Genomic DNA, 15,736 nt, shown 5'->3' on the forward strand with positions numbered 1-15,736 from the left:
GAAGGGGGCCTTGTTTAATGGAATTGGCATATAATAGCAATATTTTGGATCAAGCCTTCATGATGTCTCCGGTAGGAATGGCCGTCCTGGCCTCAGAAAAGGACAAATGGATAAAGGTCAATTCCGCTTTTTGCAACATCCTCGGCTGCAGTGAAACGGAATTTCTAGCCGGAGCTTTATTGAGAAACAAGAGTGCGTCACAGCCAGAACAGGAAGACCGGGAAGGGCTCACACTAATGAGTGTATTGGAGGGTCTTTCCTACACCCCCGGTGATACCTTAAAGAGTGAACAAAGGTTTTATAATCGTGCAGGACATTCTGTATGGGTTTCCCTTACATTCGTGCGGGCTGATGCAGGACAAGACTCTTCACATATTATTGTATACGCGCAGGATATCACCGACCGGAAAATCGCCGATCAGCTGACAGTAGACAGCCGTGATTTGTATGATTTATTTCTAAAAGACGATCAGAGCATGATTTCGTTCACATTGCCCGACGGCACACTAAGCTTTATTTCCCCCTCATCGCTTTCGCTAATCGGATTTGCACCTGAGGAATTAATTGGTAAAAACCGGCTGGAATTTTATCATCCTGATGATATCGAGGGCATGGACAAGTCTGACGGTCTTCTGAAGAATGACATCTATGTCCGCCGTTTACGCCATAAAGACGGGCATTATTTGTGGTTCGAAAGCTCTTTTCATGTGATTCGGGGAGAAAACAATGAAATCATCCGGATCATGGGTATTGGCCGTAACGTGACGGGCCGCAAGCATAATGAGGAGGCTTTGGCCACGGCGCAAAGAGTCGCGAGAATCGGTTCCTGGGTATGGGATTTGACGAAAGGCAAGCTGTCTCTCTCGGAAGAATTGCAGCGTATGCTGAAGCTTGGTATTGGAGCAGCCGAGGTCGAGTACCAGAAGTTTCTCGATCTGGTTCATCCGGACGACATCAATGACATGTTCACAAGGGTGCGGGAGACGCTGGAAGACGGGAATTCCGGTGAGAATACCTACCGGCTGGTCCTTGCGGATGGAACCTTGCTTGCGGTACATATTCAGTGGGATACCGTACTGGGACCGGCCGGCAAGCCTGTTCAGCTTATCGGAATGATGCAGGATATCACTGAACGCCAGCAGATGGAGCAGAAGCTTAGAGAAAATGAGCGGAATTACCGGCTAATGTCGGAAAATTCCCTGGATCTGATCTCGCGCCATGCGATAGAAGACTGCATTTTCTTATACTGCTCTCCGGCCAGCCGCTCTCTGCTCGGTTATGAGCCGGAGGAAATGGTCGGCACTAGTGCTTTTGATTATCTGCATCCCGATGATTTAATAGCAATGAAAGAAATGATGGCACAAAGTGAGCAGACCCGCTGCATCCCGGCGGCGGTCTACCGTTACCGGCGCAAGGACGGAGGCTATGTCTGGTTTGAGACGAACAGCAGGTATATTTTAGATGAGCAGGGCGGGATTGTGGAGATTATTGCCGTCGGCCGTGACATAACGGAGCGTAAGCAATTTGAGTCCAAGCTTCAAGAGAATGAACAGCGCTATAAGTCGCTGTTTGAATATAATCCGTCAGCTGTATACTCCATGAATCTGCAGGGAGATTACTTAACCTGCAACTCCAATCTGGAGGTACTGAGCGGATATTCAATGGGGGAGCTGGTGGGCAACTATTTCGGCCCCCTTGTGCATGAGAAGGATATGGCGAAGACGCAGTATCATTTTAATCTGGCTTGCCAGGGAATGCCTCAAAGCTATGATCTGACCCTTATTCATAAAGATGGCCATCTGGTAGAAATCAGTACGACCAACATTCCGATTATTGTCGGGGACAAGGTCGTCGGTGTATACGGAATTTCCCGTGACATTACGGAGCGTATCCGGTATACCGAGCAGATCGAGAAACTGGGCAATGATTACACACTGATCTTAAATGCAGTCTCCGAAGGCATATTTGGTCTTGATACGGAGGGGAAGGTAACCTTCATCAATCCGGCGGGGGCGCAGATGCTGGGCTTCGCCTACGGTGAAATTATGGGCCATCCTTATCTGGATCACATACAGCACACAGCGCTGGACGGCCTGCATTACCGGCCGGAGGATTCCCCGCTGATGCAGGCCGTCCGTGCGGGGGAATCCCATCAGAGCAAAGATGCGGTATTGTGGCGCAAAGACGGTTCAAGCTTTCTGGCCGAGTATCAGGTTACTCCGCTGTTTGATAAAGGAGACCGTAAAGGTGCAGTTGTTGTGTTCCGTGACATTACGGATGAGAAGGAGATTATCCGCGCCAAGGAATCGGCAGAGAAAGCGGATCAGGCGAAATCGGAGTTTCTGGCGATTATGAGCCATGAGCTGCGGACGCCGATGAACGGAATTATGGGGATGACGGATCTCCTGTCAGAGACCGAGCTGGATGAAGAGCAGCGCGGATATGCGGAGATTATTAGCCAGAGCAGTACTTCTCTGCTATATATCCTCAATGAAATTCTGGATCTCAGCAAAATAGAAGCCGGAAAAATGATCCTTGTGCATGAGCCGGTAAGTCTTGAATGGGTCTTGGAAAGCGTAACCGAGCTGTTCTCGCTGAAAGCGAAAGAGAAGAACCTGGAATTGACCTGCCAAGCTGCTTCCGATGTTCCGGAGTTGATCATGGGCGATGCGGCCCGGCTGCGCCAGATACTGGTGAATCTGGTCAGCAACGCAGTGAAATTTACTGAAGAAGGTCATATCTCTATTGAGGTGGGGACGGAATTCTGTCCTAACCAGAATAAGCTGACTCTGAAGTTTAATGTCAGGGATACGGGAATCGGAATTCCGCCGGAGAAACAGTCTCTGCTGTTCCAATCGTTCTCCCAGCTGCATCCGTCCATTAACCGCAAGTATGGCGGAACCGGACTGGGACTTTCCATCTGCAAGCGGCTGGTTGAGCTTATGGGCGGAGCGATTGCAGTGGACAGTGTGGAAGGCGTAGGTTCAAACTTCTACTTTACCTTGCCCTTGGATATTGATCATGATCCTAGTGATTTGGAGGAGGAACCGGTGCATGAGCAGACTCCGTCAGTACCGGAGAGTAGCCTTGATGTTGCCGATACCGATGATTATTCCCGGATTGAGGAGGAAGGGAGTGGCCTTCTGCTTACTGAAGGCCTTCCTCAGTTGGAGCCGAAATACGGTCCGCTGCGGATTCTGGTCGCAGAAGATCATCCCGTTAATCAAAAGCTTCTATTGATCATGCTGGAGAAACGCGGATATACTGCGGACCTGGTGGAGAACGGCCAGCAGGCGGTGCAAGCCGTTCTGCAGCAGCCCTATGATCTGGTATTTATGGATGTGCAGATGCCGGAGATGAGCGGGCTTACCGCAGCGGCCAGAATCAGGGAACAGCTCCCCCAGGCCAAGCGGCCCTTTATGGTGGCTGTGACTGCTTATGCCAGACGGGAGGACCGTGAAAGATGCCTGGCTGTAGGTATGGAGGATTTCATCAGTAAACCGTTTCTCACCTCCGACATTGAACGGATACTACAGCAGCGTCAGGAGAAGATATCCTTATGAGGGGAGCACCGCAGCAGCACAAGCTGCCCGCTGAACCTTATACGCAGTGGGAACCGGGTGTTGCTTCACCCGGCTCGGCCTGCGGTCCGGCGACCATCGCCGCATTAATGGAATATTGGCGCACGCGGAAGGGCCGGACTTTTATTCCCGGAGCAAGTCATTTTACTTCCAAAGCGGCGCATATTAATCACATATACAGCCATCATGGCGGAACACCTTGGGGAATGAGCGTGGGTAGCTTTACCAAAGGCGTCACAGCTTATATCCGGTCTTCTGCTCCTCTGGAGGCGAAGGAACACGGACTATTCTCCGTAAGTGTGTTTAATGATATAGACCGGTACAAAGCAGAGATTGATGCGGAGCGGCCGGTGGCGCTCAAATTCGATAAATGGCTCACTTTTCGCTGGCGGGGAAAATACGCCTATGATTATCATTGGGTGCTGGGAATCGGTTATCAGGAGTCTGAGGGCGGAGGAGGCCCTGTACTTATTGTTCATGACAACGGGATGCGGCATAAGCACGGCGGGTTCACTCCCGGGCAGGCACGCCTTATCCCTTATAACGTCAATAAAGATGTTATAACCATGGTGGCTTTGGATATCAAGGAAGCTACCATAGGGCATCAGCTGTAACCTTCAGGCGGCAGGAAGGGCAGCTTGATGAAACCGTCGAGTACAAACGTTTGCACAAAATCAGTAATTAGGATATAATTCCAATTATTAAAGGGTAAAGGAGACAGATGGCCTTGTCCGTACAAAAGGAATTGAAAGAACCGATTTATTATGGTGATCCGGCGGCTACCGGAGGAATATCCGTGTTCGCCCAGGAATTTGATGAGCTTTTCAGTTATGACGGGGATGACCTTGGTGTGACGTATACGCCTGCTTCCTCGGCCTTTTGCTTGTGGGCACCTACCGCGCAAGAAGCAGCGGTTGTGCTCTATGGCTCATGGCATGAAGCCGCCGGAGATATCTTGCCGATGATCCGTGATGTCAGGGGAACATGGCGTTTGAGCGTGGCCGGGAACCTGGAGGGCAAGTTCTACACATATCGTGTGCGCATCGGGGAGCAGTGGAATGAAGCGGCCGATCCTTACGCCCGGGCTGTCGGCGTGAATGGAGATCGAGCGGTGATTCTCGATTTGCGCAAGACCGATCCCCAGCGCTGGACAGAAGATAAGCCACCTCTGGCTGACCCTGTGGACGCGGTGATTTACGAGCTTCATCTGCGGGATCTGTCTGTTCATCCGGCTAGCGGCATTGCCCATAAGGGACAATATCTGGGTCTGGCCGAAGAAGGGACGCGCGGACCGGGCGGGATTCTTACCGGACTGGATCATATATCCGATCTTGGAGTGACTCATGTGCAGCTGCTCCCTATTTATGACTATGCTACAGAAAGTGTTGATGAGACCCAGCTGGACCAGCCTCATTACAACTGGGGTTATGACCCCAAAAATTACAATGCTCCAGAAGGCTCCTACGCTACGGATCCGTATGATCCGGCTCTGCGAATCCGCGAGCTGAAGACAATGATCCAGACACTGCATGACCGCGGACTGCGCGTAATCATGGATGTGGTCTACAATCATGTTTATGACGGCTACCTTGTTAATTTCACCAAGCTTGTTCCCGGCTATTATTTACGTTATAAGCAGAACGGCAGTCTGTCGAACGGATCGGGCTGCGGCAATGATGTCGCCTCTGAGCGGATCATGATGACCCGGTTTATTGTGGAGTCGGTGCTGTACTGGGCCCATGAATATCATATCGACGGTTTCCGCTTTGATCTGATGGGACTGCTTGACATAGAAACCATGCAGGAGATCCGCCGCCGTCTGGACGAAATTGATCCTTCACTGATGACTATCGGGGAAGGCTGGCTCCTGGATACGGAGCTTCCGGCGGAGCGCCTTGCCAGCCAGAGCAATGCGGATGCCCTTCCGGGCATCGGACAGTTCAACGACGGGTTCCGCGATGCAGTAAAGGGGAATATTTTCCGCTATGAAGAGCCTGGATTTATCGGCGGCAAGACTGGCCTCGAGCAGGTGGTGAAGACGGGGATTACCGGAGGAGTCGTGTACGGTCAATCCATGGGGGCGTTTGCTGATGAGCCGCAGCAGTGTGTGAACTTCGTTGAATGCCACGACAATCATACTCTCTGGGATAAAATTGTAATTTCCAGCAAAGGGGAAAGCGATGAGCGGCGCAGAGAGATGCATCGTCTGGCTTCGGCAATGGTAATGACGAGCCAGGGGATTCCGTTTCTTCATGCAGGACAGGAATTTATGCGAACTAAGGACGGGGTGGAGAACAGCTTTAAGTCTCCCGTTGAGATCAACCGTATGGACTGGGAACGCGCAGCGGCACATGTGGAGGATATTGCTTATATGAAGCAGCTGATTGCCCTAAGGCAAGCCCACCCGGCATTTCGCCTGCGCAGCGCGGAGGAAATCCGCGCACAGCTGATGTTTGAGAAGGCGCCTGCCGGGGCAATAGCCTATACACTCCGGGATCACGCCGGAGGCGATCCGGCGCTGCACTTATACGTGCTTTATAATTCAAATACAGCCGGAGTGTCATTGGATGTGCCACAGCTTGGCGAGTGGAGCATCCTCTTCGGTGAGGATCTGGTCTCGAAGCTTGCCGGGGGCAAGCTGACCGCCAAGGGCATTGGAATGGTCGTATTGGCCGTCCGGCAATAAGTTCCCGAATACACTGTATATAATGATTTGATAAAAAAGGATGCTACTCGGTTGGAGAGTGGCATCCTTTTTTTGCGTCGATCCATATTGTCCCAACAGCAGCAACAAGAGATGAGCAGTAAGAAGCTATCCATGTTCAACCAATCTCCCGTGAAGCAAGGCTGATTTCTGACCAAACGGACCGAGGAGGCGCTAGTGTGCCCAAATCAGTGGTTTTGTGAGATTGGTGGACTTCATGGGCGTTATCTGCCCGTTAGGGAAGAACGCAGGTGGCAATCTGGAGAGATAACGCCGTTAGCGTCCGCAAACCTTAATAAACGGAGCGCAGCCACCCAATAAGGACACTGGAATCCGAGGCCCATTTTTTATAAAACTACTTTATCTGTCGTAGTAATTATGCTACAATGCAATTACTACGACAGATGAAGTAATGAGGAATAAGTTAGGAGGAAGGCTTTTGATCAGTAGTGATGTCATACGGGGATACAACGATACGCTCATCCTCTATATGCTTCTGGACGGAGAATCCTATGGCTATGAGATTTCCAAGAACATCAGGAAGCTGTCGGAGGAGAAGTACATCATGAAAGAGACTACGCTGTACTCCGCATTCACCCGGCTTGAGAAGAATGGGTACATCGATTCCTTTTTTATGGATGAGACCTTTGGGAAACGACGCACCTATTACCGTATAACTCCGCAAGGTCTGGCTTATTATCTGGAAAAATGCGAGGAATGGAAAGTTACGCAAGAGGTCGTTAACAAATTCATAAAGGAGCTGTGATCAGGATGGATACCATTATGGGCTATTTGAACAACATGTTTACTTCCCTGCCCAGGACAGAACAGACATATAAGCTGAAGCAGGATCTGCTGGCTAGTATGGAGGAGAAATATTACGAACTGAAGAAAGAAGGCAAATCAGAGAATGAGGCGGTCGGTATTGTCATCTCCGAGTTCGGCAACATTGATGAGCTGATTGACGAGCTTGGAATTACAATGGGGGGAGAGGATACACTGCTGCCTGTACTTGCCCCGGAGGATACATGGGGATATCTGGTTGCCAAGAAGACCAGCGGCTTTATGGTGGGGATTGGAGTAATGCTGTGCATCATCGGCCCTGCATTGCTGATTCTGCTTGTTACCCTGGCAGAGTTTGGTTTTCTCCGTGGGGTGATTTCAGAAGACACTGCCGGAATTATTGGCGTGATTGTGCTGCTGCTGCTGGTGGCGCTGGCGGTTGCACTGTTCATATTCAGCGACACAAGGCTGGAGCGGTATAAATATCTGCAAAAGGGTTTTAATCTGCCCTATTTTTTGCGGACCGAGATCGAGCAGCGCAGCCGTGCATTTGCCCCTACCTATACGCTGTCTCTGACTCTGGGTGTATCCCTGTGTGTACTCTCTCCGGTTCCTGTCCTTGCCTGGTCTGCAATCAATGAGGATGCCAGCGGCTACGGGGTCACTATTCTGCTTGTGCTCATTGCGCTGCCTGTCTTCCTGTTCATCTACTATGGGAGTATCAAGGAAAGCTTTGGCTTTCTGCTCAAGGAGAAGTAGTACACCGAGGTCCCTGAAGAGAAAGAGGAAAAACGCTTCAAGAGCTCTATCGCAGCCATCGCTTGGCCGCTGGCTACCGGCTGTTTTCTGATTAGCGGATTTATTTTTGAACGCTGGGACATCAACTGGGTGATCTTCCCGGTTACAGCGATTTTGCTGGAAGTATTAAATGCTGTGTATAAAATGATTAAGGTGAAATAACGCTTTCAGCCAGCTCTGCCCATTCTCCGGAATTTTATTTAAAAAAGTGACATTGCTCATTTAGGGTATAGTGGAACAATGATAATATTAAGGCATTTCAATCCACGACAGTACCTGGCAGGACCTGTGAAGGAGGGAGAACTTGGCCTCCTCGCAGTTTTTTGCTTTGCTGCTTTACAGTGACAAATGATCAGTCGGTGACAGAGCGTAACTGCCTTTTTGGAGCCGAATGGGCAACATGCCGCCCCTGAAGTTTTCGGCGGTCAATTAGAGAGACTCGGAGGATGACAGGAATGGGTAAAACAACCGGATTTTTGGAATATCAGCGGCAGACTCCTGCGGAGTGTGAGCCTTTAGAACGGATTAAGAACTGGAATGAATTTTCGGTGCCCCTGGAAGAGGAGAAGCTGCGGGAGCAGGGAGCGCGCTGCATGGATTGCGGAACACCATTCTGCCATGTAGGACGCCTGCTGTCCGGGATGGCCTCCGGCTGTCCGCTGCATAATCTCATTCCGGAATGGAATGACATGGTCTACCGCGGCAATTGGGAAGTTGCGCTGAAACGGCTGCACAAGACCAATAACTTTCCTGAATTTACAGGACGCGTGTGTCCGGCTCCTTGTGAAGGTGCTTGTACCGTGGGCCTTCATGGTAATCCCGTAACGATTAAATCCATTGAAAAGTCGATTGTAGATAGAGGATTCGCCGAGGGCTGGATTGTTCCCGAGCCGCCTTTGACCCGTACGGGCAAAAAGGTAGCCGTAGTCGGCTCCGGACCGGCCGGCCTTGCCTGTGCCGCACAGCTTAACAAAGCAGGCCATAGCGTAACTGTATATGAACGGGCTGACCGGATCGGAGGTCTGCTGACCTACGGCATTCCAAACATGAAGCTGGATAAGAAAACCGTGCAGCGTCGGGTGGATTTGCTGGCGGCGGAAGGCATTACCTTTGTAACCCGGACCGAAATCGGCAGAGACATTGCTGCTTCGCAGCTCAAAGAAGATAATGATGCTGTAGTGCTCTGCGGCGGCTCGACACAAGCCCGTGATCTTCCGCTGGAAGGCCGCGAGCTTCGGGGAATCCATCAGGCGATGGAATTTCTGACGCTGAATACAAAGAGCCTGCTTGACTCTGATTTGGCTGACGGTGAATATTTGTCTGCGGCCGGCAAGGATGTTGTTGTGATCGGGGGCGGAGACACCGGCACCGACTGTGTAGCTACCTCGATCCGGCACGGCTGCCGCAGTGTCATCCAGCTGGAAATTATGCCACAGTCTCCATTGACCCGCCAATCCAACAATCCTTGGCCGGAATGGCCAAAGGTACTCAAAGTGGACTACGGCCAGCAGGAAGCCGCTGCCTTGTATAAGGAAGATCCGCGCCGTTACCTCGTTTCCACGAAACGTTTTGCCGGGGATGACGGCGGACATGTGCAGGAGCTGCACACGGTGCGCATCGAATGGACGCGCAATGAGCAGGGCCGGATGGTTCCGGTAGAAGTTCCGGGCAGCGAAGAGGTAATTAAGGCGCAGCTGGTGCTGCTGGCGCTGGGTTTCACCGGTCCGGAAGAAACGGTGCTGAATGAGCTTGGGATAGAACGTGATGAACGCTCCAACGCCAAAGCGGAATTCGGTGCGCAGGCGACCAATGTCGAGGGTGTATTTGCCGCAGGAGACATCCGCCGCGGCCAGAGTCTTGTAGTCTGGGCGATTAATGAAGGCCGCCAGGCTGCGCGCGAAGTCGACCGCTTCCTGACAGGAGCCTCCAATTTGCCTTAAGTATATCTTGGATAGGTGTTTCATGTGGACGTCCCGGCGGGGCGTCCGCTTTGCGTTCCGGGGCCAAGGAAAGTTAAGATAAAAGATAAGCTATTTAAACGGATTGAACAGAGAGGGAGATTATACGATGAAGCTGATGTTTATTTCTGATATTCACGGATCGTTATTTTGGCTGGAGCAGGCTTTGGCAAAAGTAGAAGAGGAGCAGCCGCATACGCTAGTGATTCTGGGGGACTTCTTATATCACGGTCCGAGAAATCCGCTGCCGGACGGTTATAATCCCCAGGGAGTCGCAACGAAGCTTAACGCGTACGGGAAATCTCTGGTGGCTGTTAGAGGCAACTGCGATGCAGAGGTCGATCAGATGCTGCTGGAGTTCCCGATGATGGGGGATTATGTACTGATTCTCCACGAAGGCCGGAAGATCTATGCTACTCACGGGCATGGCTTCAGCATTGAGCATTTGCCTGCACTTGCTGAAGGGGATGTATTTATCCAAGGACATACCCATCTGCCGGTAGCCGGTATAAAAGAAGGCATCTATGTGCTGAATCCAGGCTCCATCTCGCTGCCCAAAGAGAATAACCCGAATTCCTACGGTATTATTGAGAACGGCGAGTTCACGGTTAAAGATTTTACGGGCAACGTCGTTAAGCATATCAAACTGTAGGGTGACCTTATTCTGCGCGGCATTGAGCGTAATGACGGTTTATTGTATGATGGGTAAGGAGCTTTCAGGGATCTTCCCGCTTCAAATATAAACAGCAGAGGTAAACAACAAATGTATCCTAAAGATTTGAACTATACAATGCCGGCGGAATGGGGCAAACATGAGCGGACCTTCATCTCCTGGCCGGTTAAGGCGTCCATGGTTTTTCCGGACAACCATAAATCCGTTTGTGACGGTTATGCCGGAATCATCCGTGCCATCGCTGAGTTCGAGCCGGTTACCGTGGTTGTCAATCCGGACGATCTGGGGATGGTAGAGGAACTAGAACTCGGGGCGAATGTAACGATGCTGCCGATCCGGCATAATGACGCCTGGCTGCGTGATAACGGGCCGACGTTTGTTCTGGGTAAAGACGGCGTGCTCGCCGGTGTGAACTGGAAATTTAACGCCTGGGGCGGCAAATATTCGCCGTGGGATCTGGATGATGAGGTGGCTCCGCAAATTCTGGAGCAGCTGAAGATGAAACGTTTTGACGCACCGCTGGTAATGGAAGGCGGCTCTATCCATACTGATGGTGAAGGCACACTGATCACCACGGAGGAATGTCTGCTGAACACGAACCGCAATCCGGAGCTGGACCGGGCAGACATTGAGGAATATGTACGGAAATATACCGGCACCGAGTCGATCATCTGGCTGAAGCGAGGCCTCAGCGGTGACGAGACTGACGGCCATGTAGATAATATTGCCTGCTTCGCCGCTCCGGGCAAAGTCATCATTCAGGTCTGCGACGACCCGCAGGATGAGAACTTCGGCATCACTCAGGAGAATCTCCGTATTCTGGAGAATGCGGTGGATGCCAAAGGCCGGAAGCTGGAGATTATCCAGATTCAGCAGCCGCCACGCGTGGACTATGAGGACAGCCGCCTGACGCTTAGCTATTTGAATTTCTATTTCGTCAACGGCGGCATTATACTGCCGGTATTCGGCGGGACGGCTTCCGAGACGGATAAGCTGGCGGAGCAGAGACTGGCTGCTTTGTTCCCGGACCGTAGAATCCGTACGGTGAACGGTATGGCGGTCATCGGCGAAGGCGGAAACGTACACTGCACGACCCAGCAGATGCCTGCCACAAAATAACTTACTCGCTAGGGAGGACAGAATCATGAGAAAAGTAAAAGTAGCCGCTACACAAATGAGCTGTTCCGGCGACATTGATGAGAATATTCGCAAGGCTGACAGTCTGGTCAGGGAAGCGGCGGCTCAAGGCGCACAGATTATTTTGCTGCAGGAGCTGTTTGAAACCCCGTATTTCTGCCAGAAGGAGAAATCTGATTATTACGTCTACGCCACTGAGCTTGAGCAGAATAAAGCAGTGAATCATTTCAAGGCTGTAGCCAAAGAGCTGCAAGTCGTGCTGCCGATCAGTTTCTACGAGAAAAAGAACTACGCCCGTTACAACTCGCTGGCGGTAATTGATGCCGACGGCACGGTGCTGGGCAAATACCGCAAGAGCCATATTCCTGACGGTCCCGGCTATGAAGAGAAATTCTATTTCAATCCGGGGGATACCGGGTTTAAGGTATGGAATACCCGCTATGCCAAGATCGGTGTCGGCGTCTGCTGGGACCAGTGGTACCCGGAAGCCGCCAGAGTCATGAGTCTAATGGGCGCGGAGATTCTGTTCTATCCTACAGCCATCGGTTCGGAACCGCAGGACGGATCCATTGATTCCAAGGATCACTGGCAGGCCTGCATGTTGGGCCATGCGGCGGCGAATCTGATTCCTGTCGTGGCCTCCAACCGGATCGGCGAGGAAATTGACGAGGATTCCAGCATTAACTTCTACGGCTCCTCGTTCATTGCCGGCCCGCAGGGCAACAAAATCGTTGAAGCCGGGCGGGATGAGCAGACGGTACTGGTCAGCGAATTTGATCTGGATGCTTTGGAAGTGGGCCGGATAGAGTGGGGCATTTTCCGTGACCGCCGTCCGGAGCTGTACAGAATGATATCTTCGTATGATGGGGACTTAACCTTTTAAGGAACCATCGAACAGAAGTATATAACATGAAATAAGAAGGCACTGCCAGGGAGAATCATGATCTCTTGGCCGTGTCTTTTTTTGCTTTTATGGCATGTTCATGGCAGATATGAGGACTGTTTTTAACAATGGATGTTACAATCTATGGATTTGGTGTTATAAAACATTACATAAATGAGAAAAGTTAATTGTCATCACCACTGTGATCTGTTAAAATCTCCTTAAGTATTTTACAAAATGAGTGGGGGATTGGAAAATGGGGATCAGAAAAAAGTGGGCAATGTCAGCTTTGGCGGCATTTTTGGTCTTGTCTATGGTGGGCTGTGGTTCCAACAATAACGCCAAAAGCGGAGATGCGGCAGGAGAGCCGATCAAATTCGCAAGTGACGCCAGCTACGCACCAATGGAGTATATGGATACGGATACGATCAAGGGCTTTGACATTGATTTCATCAAGGCGGTTATGGAAGAAGCGGGTATCGATTATACAGTGACGAATACGGGATGGGACACAATGCTTTCCAGTGTGAAACAGGGCACGGAATATCAGGCAGGTCTATCCTCGGTATCCATTACGGACGAACGCAAGGAAACCTATGACTACTCTATCCCCTACTTTGAATCCACTAATATGATTATGGTTAAAGAGGGCAGTGATATTAAGAATGCGCTGGACCTGAAAGATAAGACCGTAGCGGTACAAGGGGCTACAACGGCCGATGATCTGATGAGCGGGATTATGGGTGTCGACAACGCCAACCTGAGACGTTTTGACAGCAATGCAGTAGCGCTGATGGAACTGAAAGGCGGCGGAGCCGACGCGGTGGTGGCTGATATCGCCATCGTGAATGAATACATTAAGAACAATCCGAAAGAGAAAGTAACGGGCATCCTCGATAAGGAGAACTTTGGTTCCGAATATTACGGCATTCTGTATCCTAAGGGCAGTGAGTGGAAAGCCAAACTGGATCCGGCAATCAAAGCTGTTATTGAGAACGGGAAGTATGCCGAGATCTACAAAACCTGGTTCGGGGAAGAACCGGATACAGCCACACTTCTTAGCGCGGAGTAAGCAAGCAGGAACAATAAAGCGTGCGTAATGATTGCTATTGCGCATGCTTCTTTTTTTTAAAATTAGAGCAGAAGAGAAGGGAAGAATTCTATGGACTTCAGATTCGACATCATCGTTCATTATTTGCCGGTCTTACTGAAGGGAACGCTATTCACAATTGGAGTATCTATTGTATCTATTCTTTGCGGCTCGATCCTGGGCTTGGGGATAGGCTTCGGCAAAATGGCTCCGAAATGGTATTTTCGCTGGCCGTTCCATTCCTATATTAACTTCTTTCGCGGCACACCGCTGTATGTACAGATCCTGATCGTGCATTTTGGGGTAATTCCACTTTTGTACGGCACGACCAACGTCCTGATGACCTCATTTGTCGCACTTTCGTTGAATTCTGCCGCCTATTCCGCCGAGATTTTTCGTGCCGGTATCCAGTCGATCGATCCTGGACAGCGGGAAGCCGCGTTGTCGCTTGGAATGAGTAAATGGCAGGCGATGCGTTTTATCATTCTGCCGCAGGCGATCAAACGGATGGTTCCGGCGTTCGGGAATGAATTTATTGTCCTGGTCAAGGATTCCTCCTTGCTTGCGCTTATTGCCGCACCGGAGATTATGTACTGGAGCAATACGATGAAAGGCCAATACTTGCGGATATGGGAGCCTTATTTGACCGCTGCCTTTATCTATTTCCTTCTTACCTATTCACTCAGCAAGCTGCTCAATTATATTGAACGGAAGGTGTAACCTTATATGGAGCCTATTATTTCAGTGCGACATTTACATAAATCATTCGGTGCCCATCAGGTGCTGGCCGATATTAACGTGGATATCCACGGCCGGGAGGTTGTGGTGGTTATCGGGCCTTCGGGTTCGGGAAAATCGACCTTTTTACGCTGTCTTAATCTGCTGGAGGAGCCGCAAGAGGGCGATGTTATCATTGAAGGAACTTCCTTGATGGCCAAAAGTACAAGAATTAACGATATCCGTACAGAGGTTGGCATGGTGTTTCAGCAATTTAATCTGTTTCCGCACAAGAAGGTCATTGAGAACATTATGCTGGCCCCGATGCAGGTCCGTAAATGGCCTGAGGACAAAGCGCGGCAGAAAGCGCTGGAACTGCTGCGAAAGGTCGGCTTAAGCGAGAAGGCGGAAATGTATCCGGCATCCCTGTCGGGCGGGCAGGCCCAGCGGGTCGCAATTGCCCGGGCGCTGGCGATGGAGCCGAAGATCATGCTTTTCGATGAGCCGACATCGGCGCTGGACCCGGAGATGGTCGGTGAGGTGCTGGCGGTAATGAAGGATTTGGCCCGCGAGGGTATGACTATGGTTGTAGTCACGCATGAGATGGGCTTTGCGCGCGAAGTAGGCGATCGTGTACTTTTTATGGAACAGGGCGTTGTTGTTGAGGAGGGTATTCCGGAGCAGTTGTTTGGCAATCCTTCACATGAACGAACTAAGGAATTTTTGTCGAAAGTACTGTGAAATTGTGGCAAACTAGAATATTGTTTTTTTATCGGTTATATTAGAATAGTAAACTTACGGATCGACAAATACTAAGAATATCTGTCGAATAGAAGGAGAGGAGGCTCTGGGATATCTTTATTTATCATACTCTATAATGATAGAAGGAGAATACGATGAGCACATTTAAAAATTGGTTGAATACAACGAAGAGCGGGTTAACCGAACAAGTTAAGAAATTTAAAAATAAAGATTTCATGAACGCGGTAGTTGCAGGCTGCGCGCTGGTTGCGGCGGCTGATGGCAAGATTGAAGAAACCGAAAAGAACAAAATGGCGGGGTATATGAATCTCAGCAATGAACTCAAAGTGTTTGACATGAGAGATGTCATTGCCCAGTTCAATTTCTACGTAAGCAATTTTGAATTTTCCCCGGAAATCGGCAAACAGGAAGCACTCAAAGCTATTGCTAAATTCAGCAGCAAGCCGGAGGTTGGACGCGTAATTGTTGGTGTATGTTCGGCTATCGGTGCAGCAGACGGTGATTTTGATGAGCATGAGAAAGCGGTTGTGCGGAATATCTGCAGTGTACTGGGACTTAGTCCAAGCGAATTCAGTCTCTAAAACAGGAACAAATATCCACTAATCGGATGAAACGGATTGGGTTTTTTACCGTATGAGTGGTATAACAAC

General features: G+C 50.4%; 13 protein-coding genes. All 13 read left to right on the forward strand.

The window, feature by feature from the left end:
* Window positions 1–17: 17 nt before the first annotated feature.
* The 13 genes from NST99_RS01665 (at window position 18) to NST99_RS01725 (ending at window position 15,667) form a co-directional block, all read left to right on the forward strand.
* Complete coding sequence (locus tag NST99_RS01665; RefSeq protein WP_341089322.1) at window positions 18–3,563, forward strand: PAS domain S-box protein; 3,546 nt, start codon at window positions 18–20, stop codon at window positions 3,561–3,563.
* Window positions 3,560–4,195, forward strand: a complete 636-nt coding sequence (locus NST99_RS01670; protein ID WP_341089325.1) for a C39 family peptidase — start codon at window positions 3,560–3,562, stop codon at window positions 4,193–4,195. The genes NST99_RS01665 and NST99_RS01670 overlap by 4 nt, the downstream gene beginning before the upstream one ends.
* Before the next feature lie 113 nt (window positions 4,196–4,308).
* The gene (gene pulA / locus NST99_RS01675) at window positions 4,309–6,267 is read left to right on the forward strand and encodes a type I pullulanase (RefSeq protein ID WP_341089327.1); all 1,959 of its coding nucleotides are present in this window, start codon (window positions 4,309–4,311) and stop codon (window positions 6,265–6,267) included.
* Window positions 6,268–6,724: 457 nt separating this feature from the next.
* On the forward strand, window positions 6,725–7,051 hold the full coding sequence (locus NST99_RS01680) for a PadR family transcriptional regulator (RefSeq protein WP_038585016.1): 327 nt from the start codon (window positions 6,725–6,727) through the stop codon (window positions 7,049–7,051).
* 5 nt (window positions 7,052–7,056) lie between these two features.
* Window positions 7,057–7,827, forward strand: coding sequence for a permease prefix domain 1-containing protein (locus NST99_RS01685; RefSeq protein WP_341089328.1), 771 nt, complete (start codon window positions 7,057–7,059; stop codon window positions 7,825–7,827).
* A 494-nt stretch (window positions 7,828–8,321) separates the two neighbouring features.
* Window positions 8,322–9,806: a glutamate synthase subunit beta gene (locus NST99_RS01690; RefSeq protein WP_341089329.1), complete on the forward strand. Its 1,485-nt coding sequence runs from the start codon at window positions 8,322–8,324 to the stop codon at window positions 9,804–9,806.
* A gap of 127 nt (window positions 9,807–9,933) precedes the next feature.
* Window positions 9,934–10,476: a phosphodiesterase gene (gene yfcE / locus NST99_RS01695; protein WP_341089330.1), complete on the forward strand. Its 543-nt coding sequence runs from the start codon at window positions 9,934–9,936 to the stop codon at window positions 10,474–10,476.
* 111 nt (window positions 10,477–10,587) lie between these two features.
* Window positions 10,588–11,616, forward strand: a complete 1,029-nt coding sequence (locus tag NST99_RS01700; protein WP_341089331.1) for an agmatine deiminase family protein — start codon at window positions 10,588–10,590, stop codon at window positions 11,614–11,616.
* 25 nt (window positions 11,617–11,641) lie between these two features.
* A complete protein-coding gene (gene aguB, locus NST99_RS01705; protein WP_341089332.1) occupies window positions 11,642–12,517 on the forward strand; it encodes an N-carbamoylputrescine amidase in 876 nt (291 codons plus the stop codon).
* 256 nt (window positions 12,518–12,773) lie between these two features.
* A complete protein-coding gene (locus tag NST99_RS01710; RefSeq protein WP_341089334.1) occupies window positions 12,774–13,589 on the forward strand; it encodes a transporter substrate-binding domain-containing protein in 816 nt (271 codons plus the stop codon).
* A gap of 90 nt (window positions 13,590–13,679) precedes the next feature.
* Window positions 13,680–14,327 (forward strand): amino acid ABC transporter permease, encoded by a 648-nt coding sequence (locus NST99_RS01715; RefSeq protein WP_341089336.1) that lies wholly within the window; start codon window positions 13,680–13,682, stop codon window positions 14,325–14,327.
* 15 nt (window positions 14,328–14,342) lie between these two features.
* The gene (locus NST99_RS01720; RefSeq protein WP_341097518.1) at window positions 14,343–15,065 is read left to right on the forward strand and encodes an amino acid ABC transporter ATP-binding protein; all 723 of its coding nucleotides are present in this window, start codon (window positions 14,343–14,345) and stop codon (window positions 15,063–15,065) included.
* A gap of 155 nt (window positions 15,066–15,220) precedes the next feature.
* Window positions 15,221–15,667, forward strand: coding sequence for a tellurite resistance TerB family protein (locus NST99_RS01725; protein ID WP_038585038.1), 447 nt, complete (start codon window positions 15,221–15,223; stop codon window positions 15,665–15,667).
* The last annotated feature ends 69 nt before the right edge of the window (window positions 15,668–15,736 follow it).

Source organism: Paenibacillus sp. FSL L8-0470 (assembly GCF_038008625.1).
In the GTDB taxonomy this organism is placed as follows: domain Bacteria; phylum Bacillota; class Bacilli; order Paenibacillales; family Paenibacillaceae; genus Paenibacillus_AQ.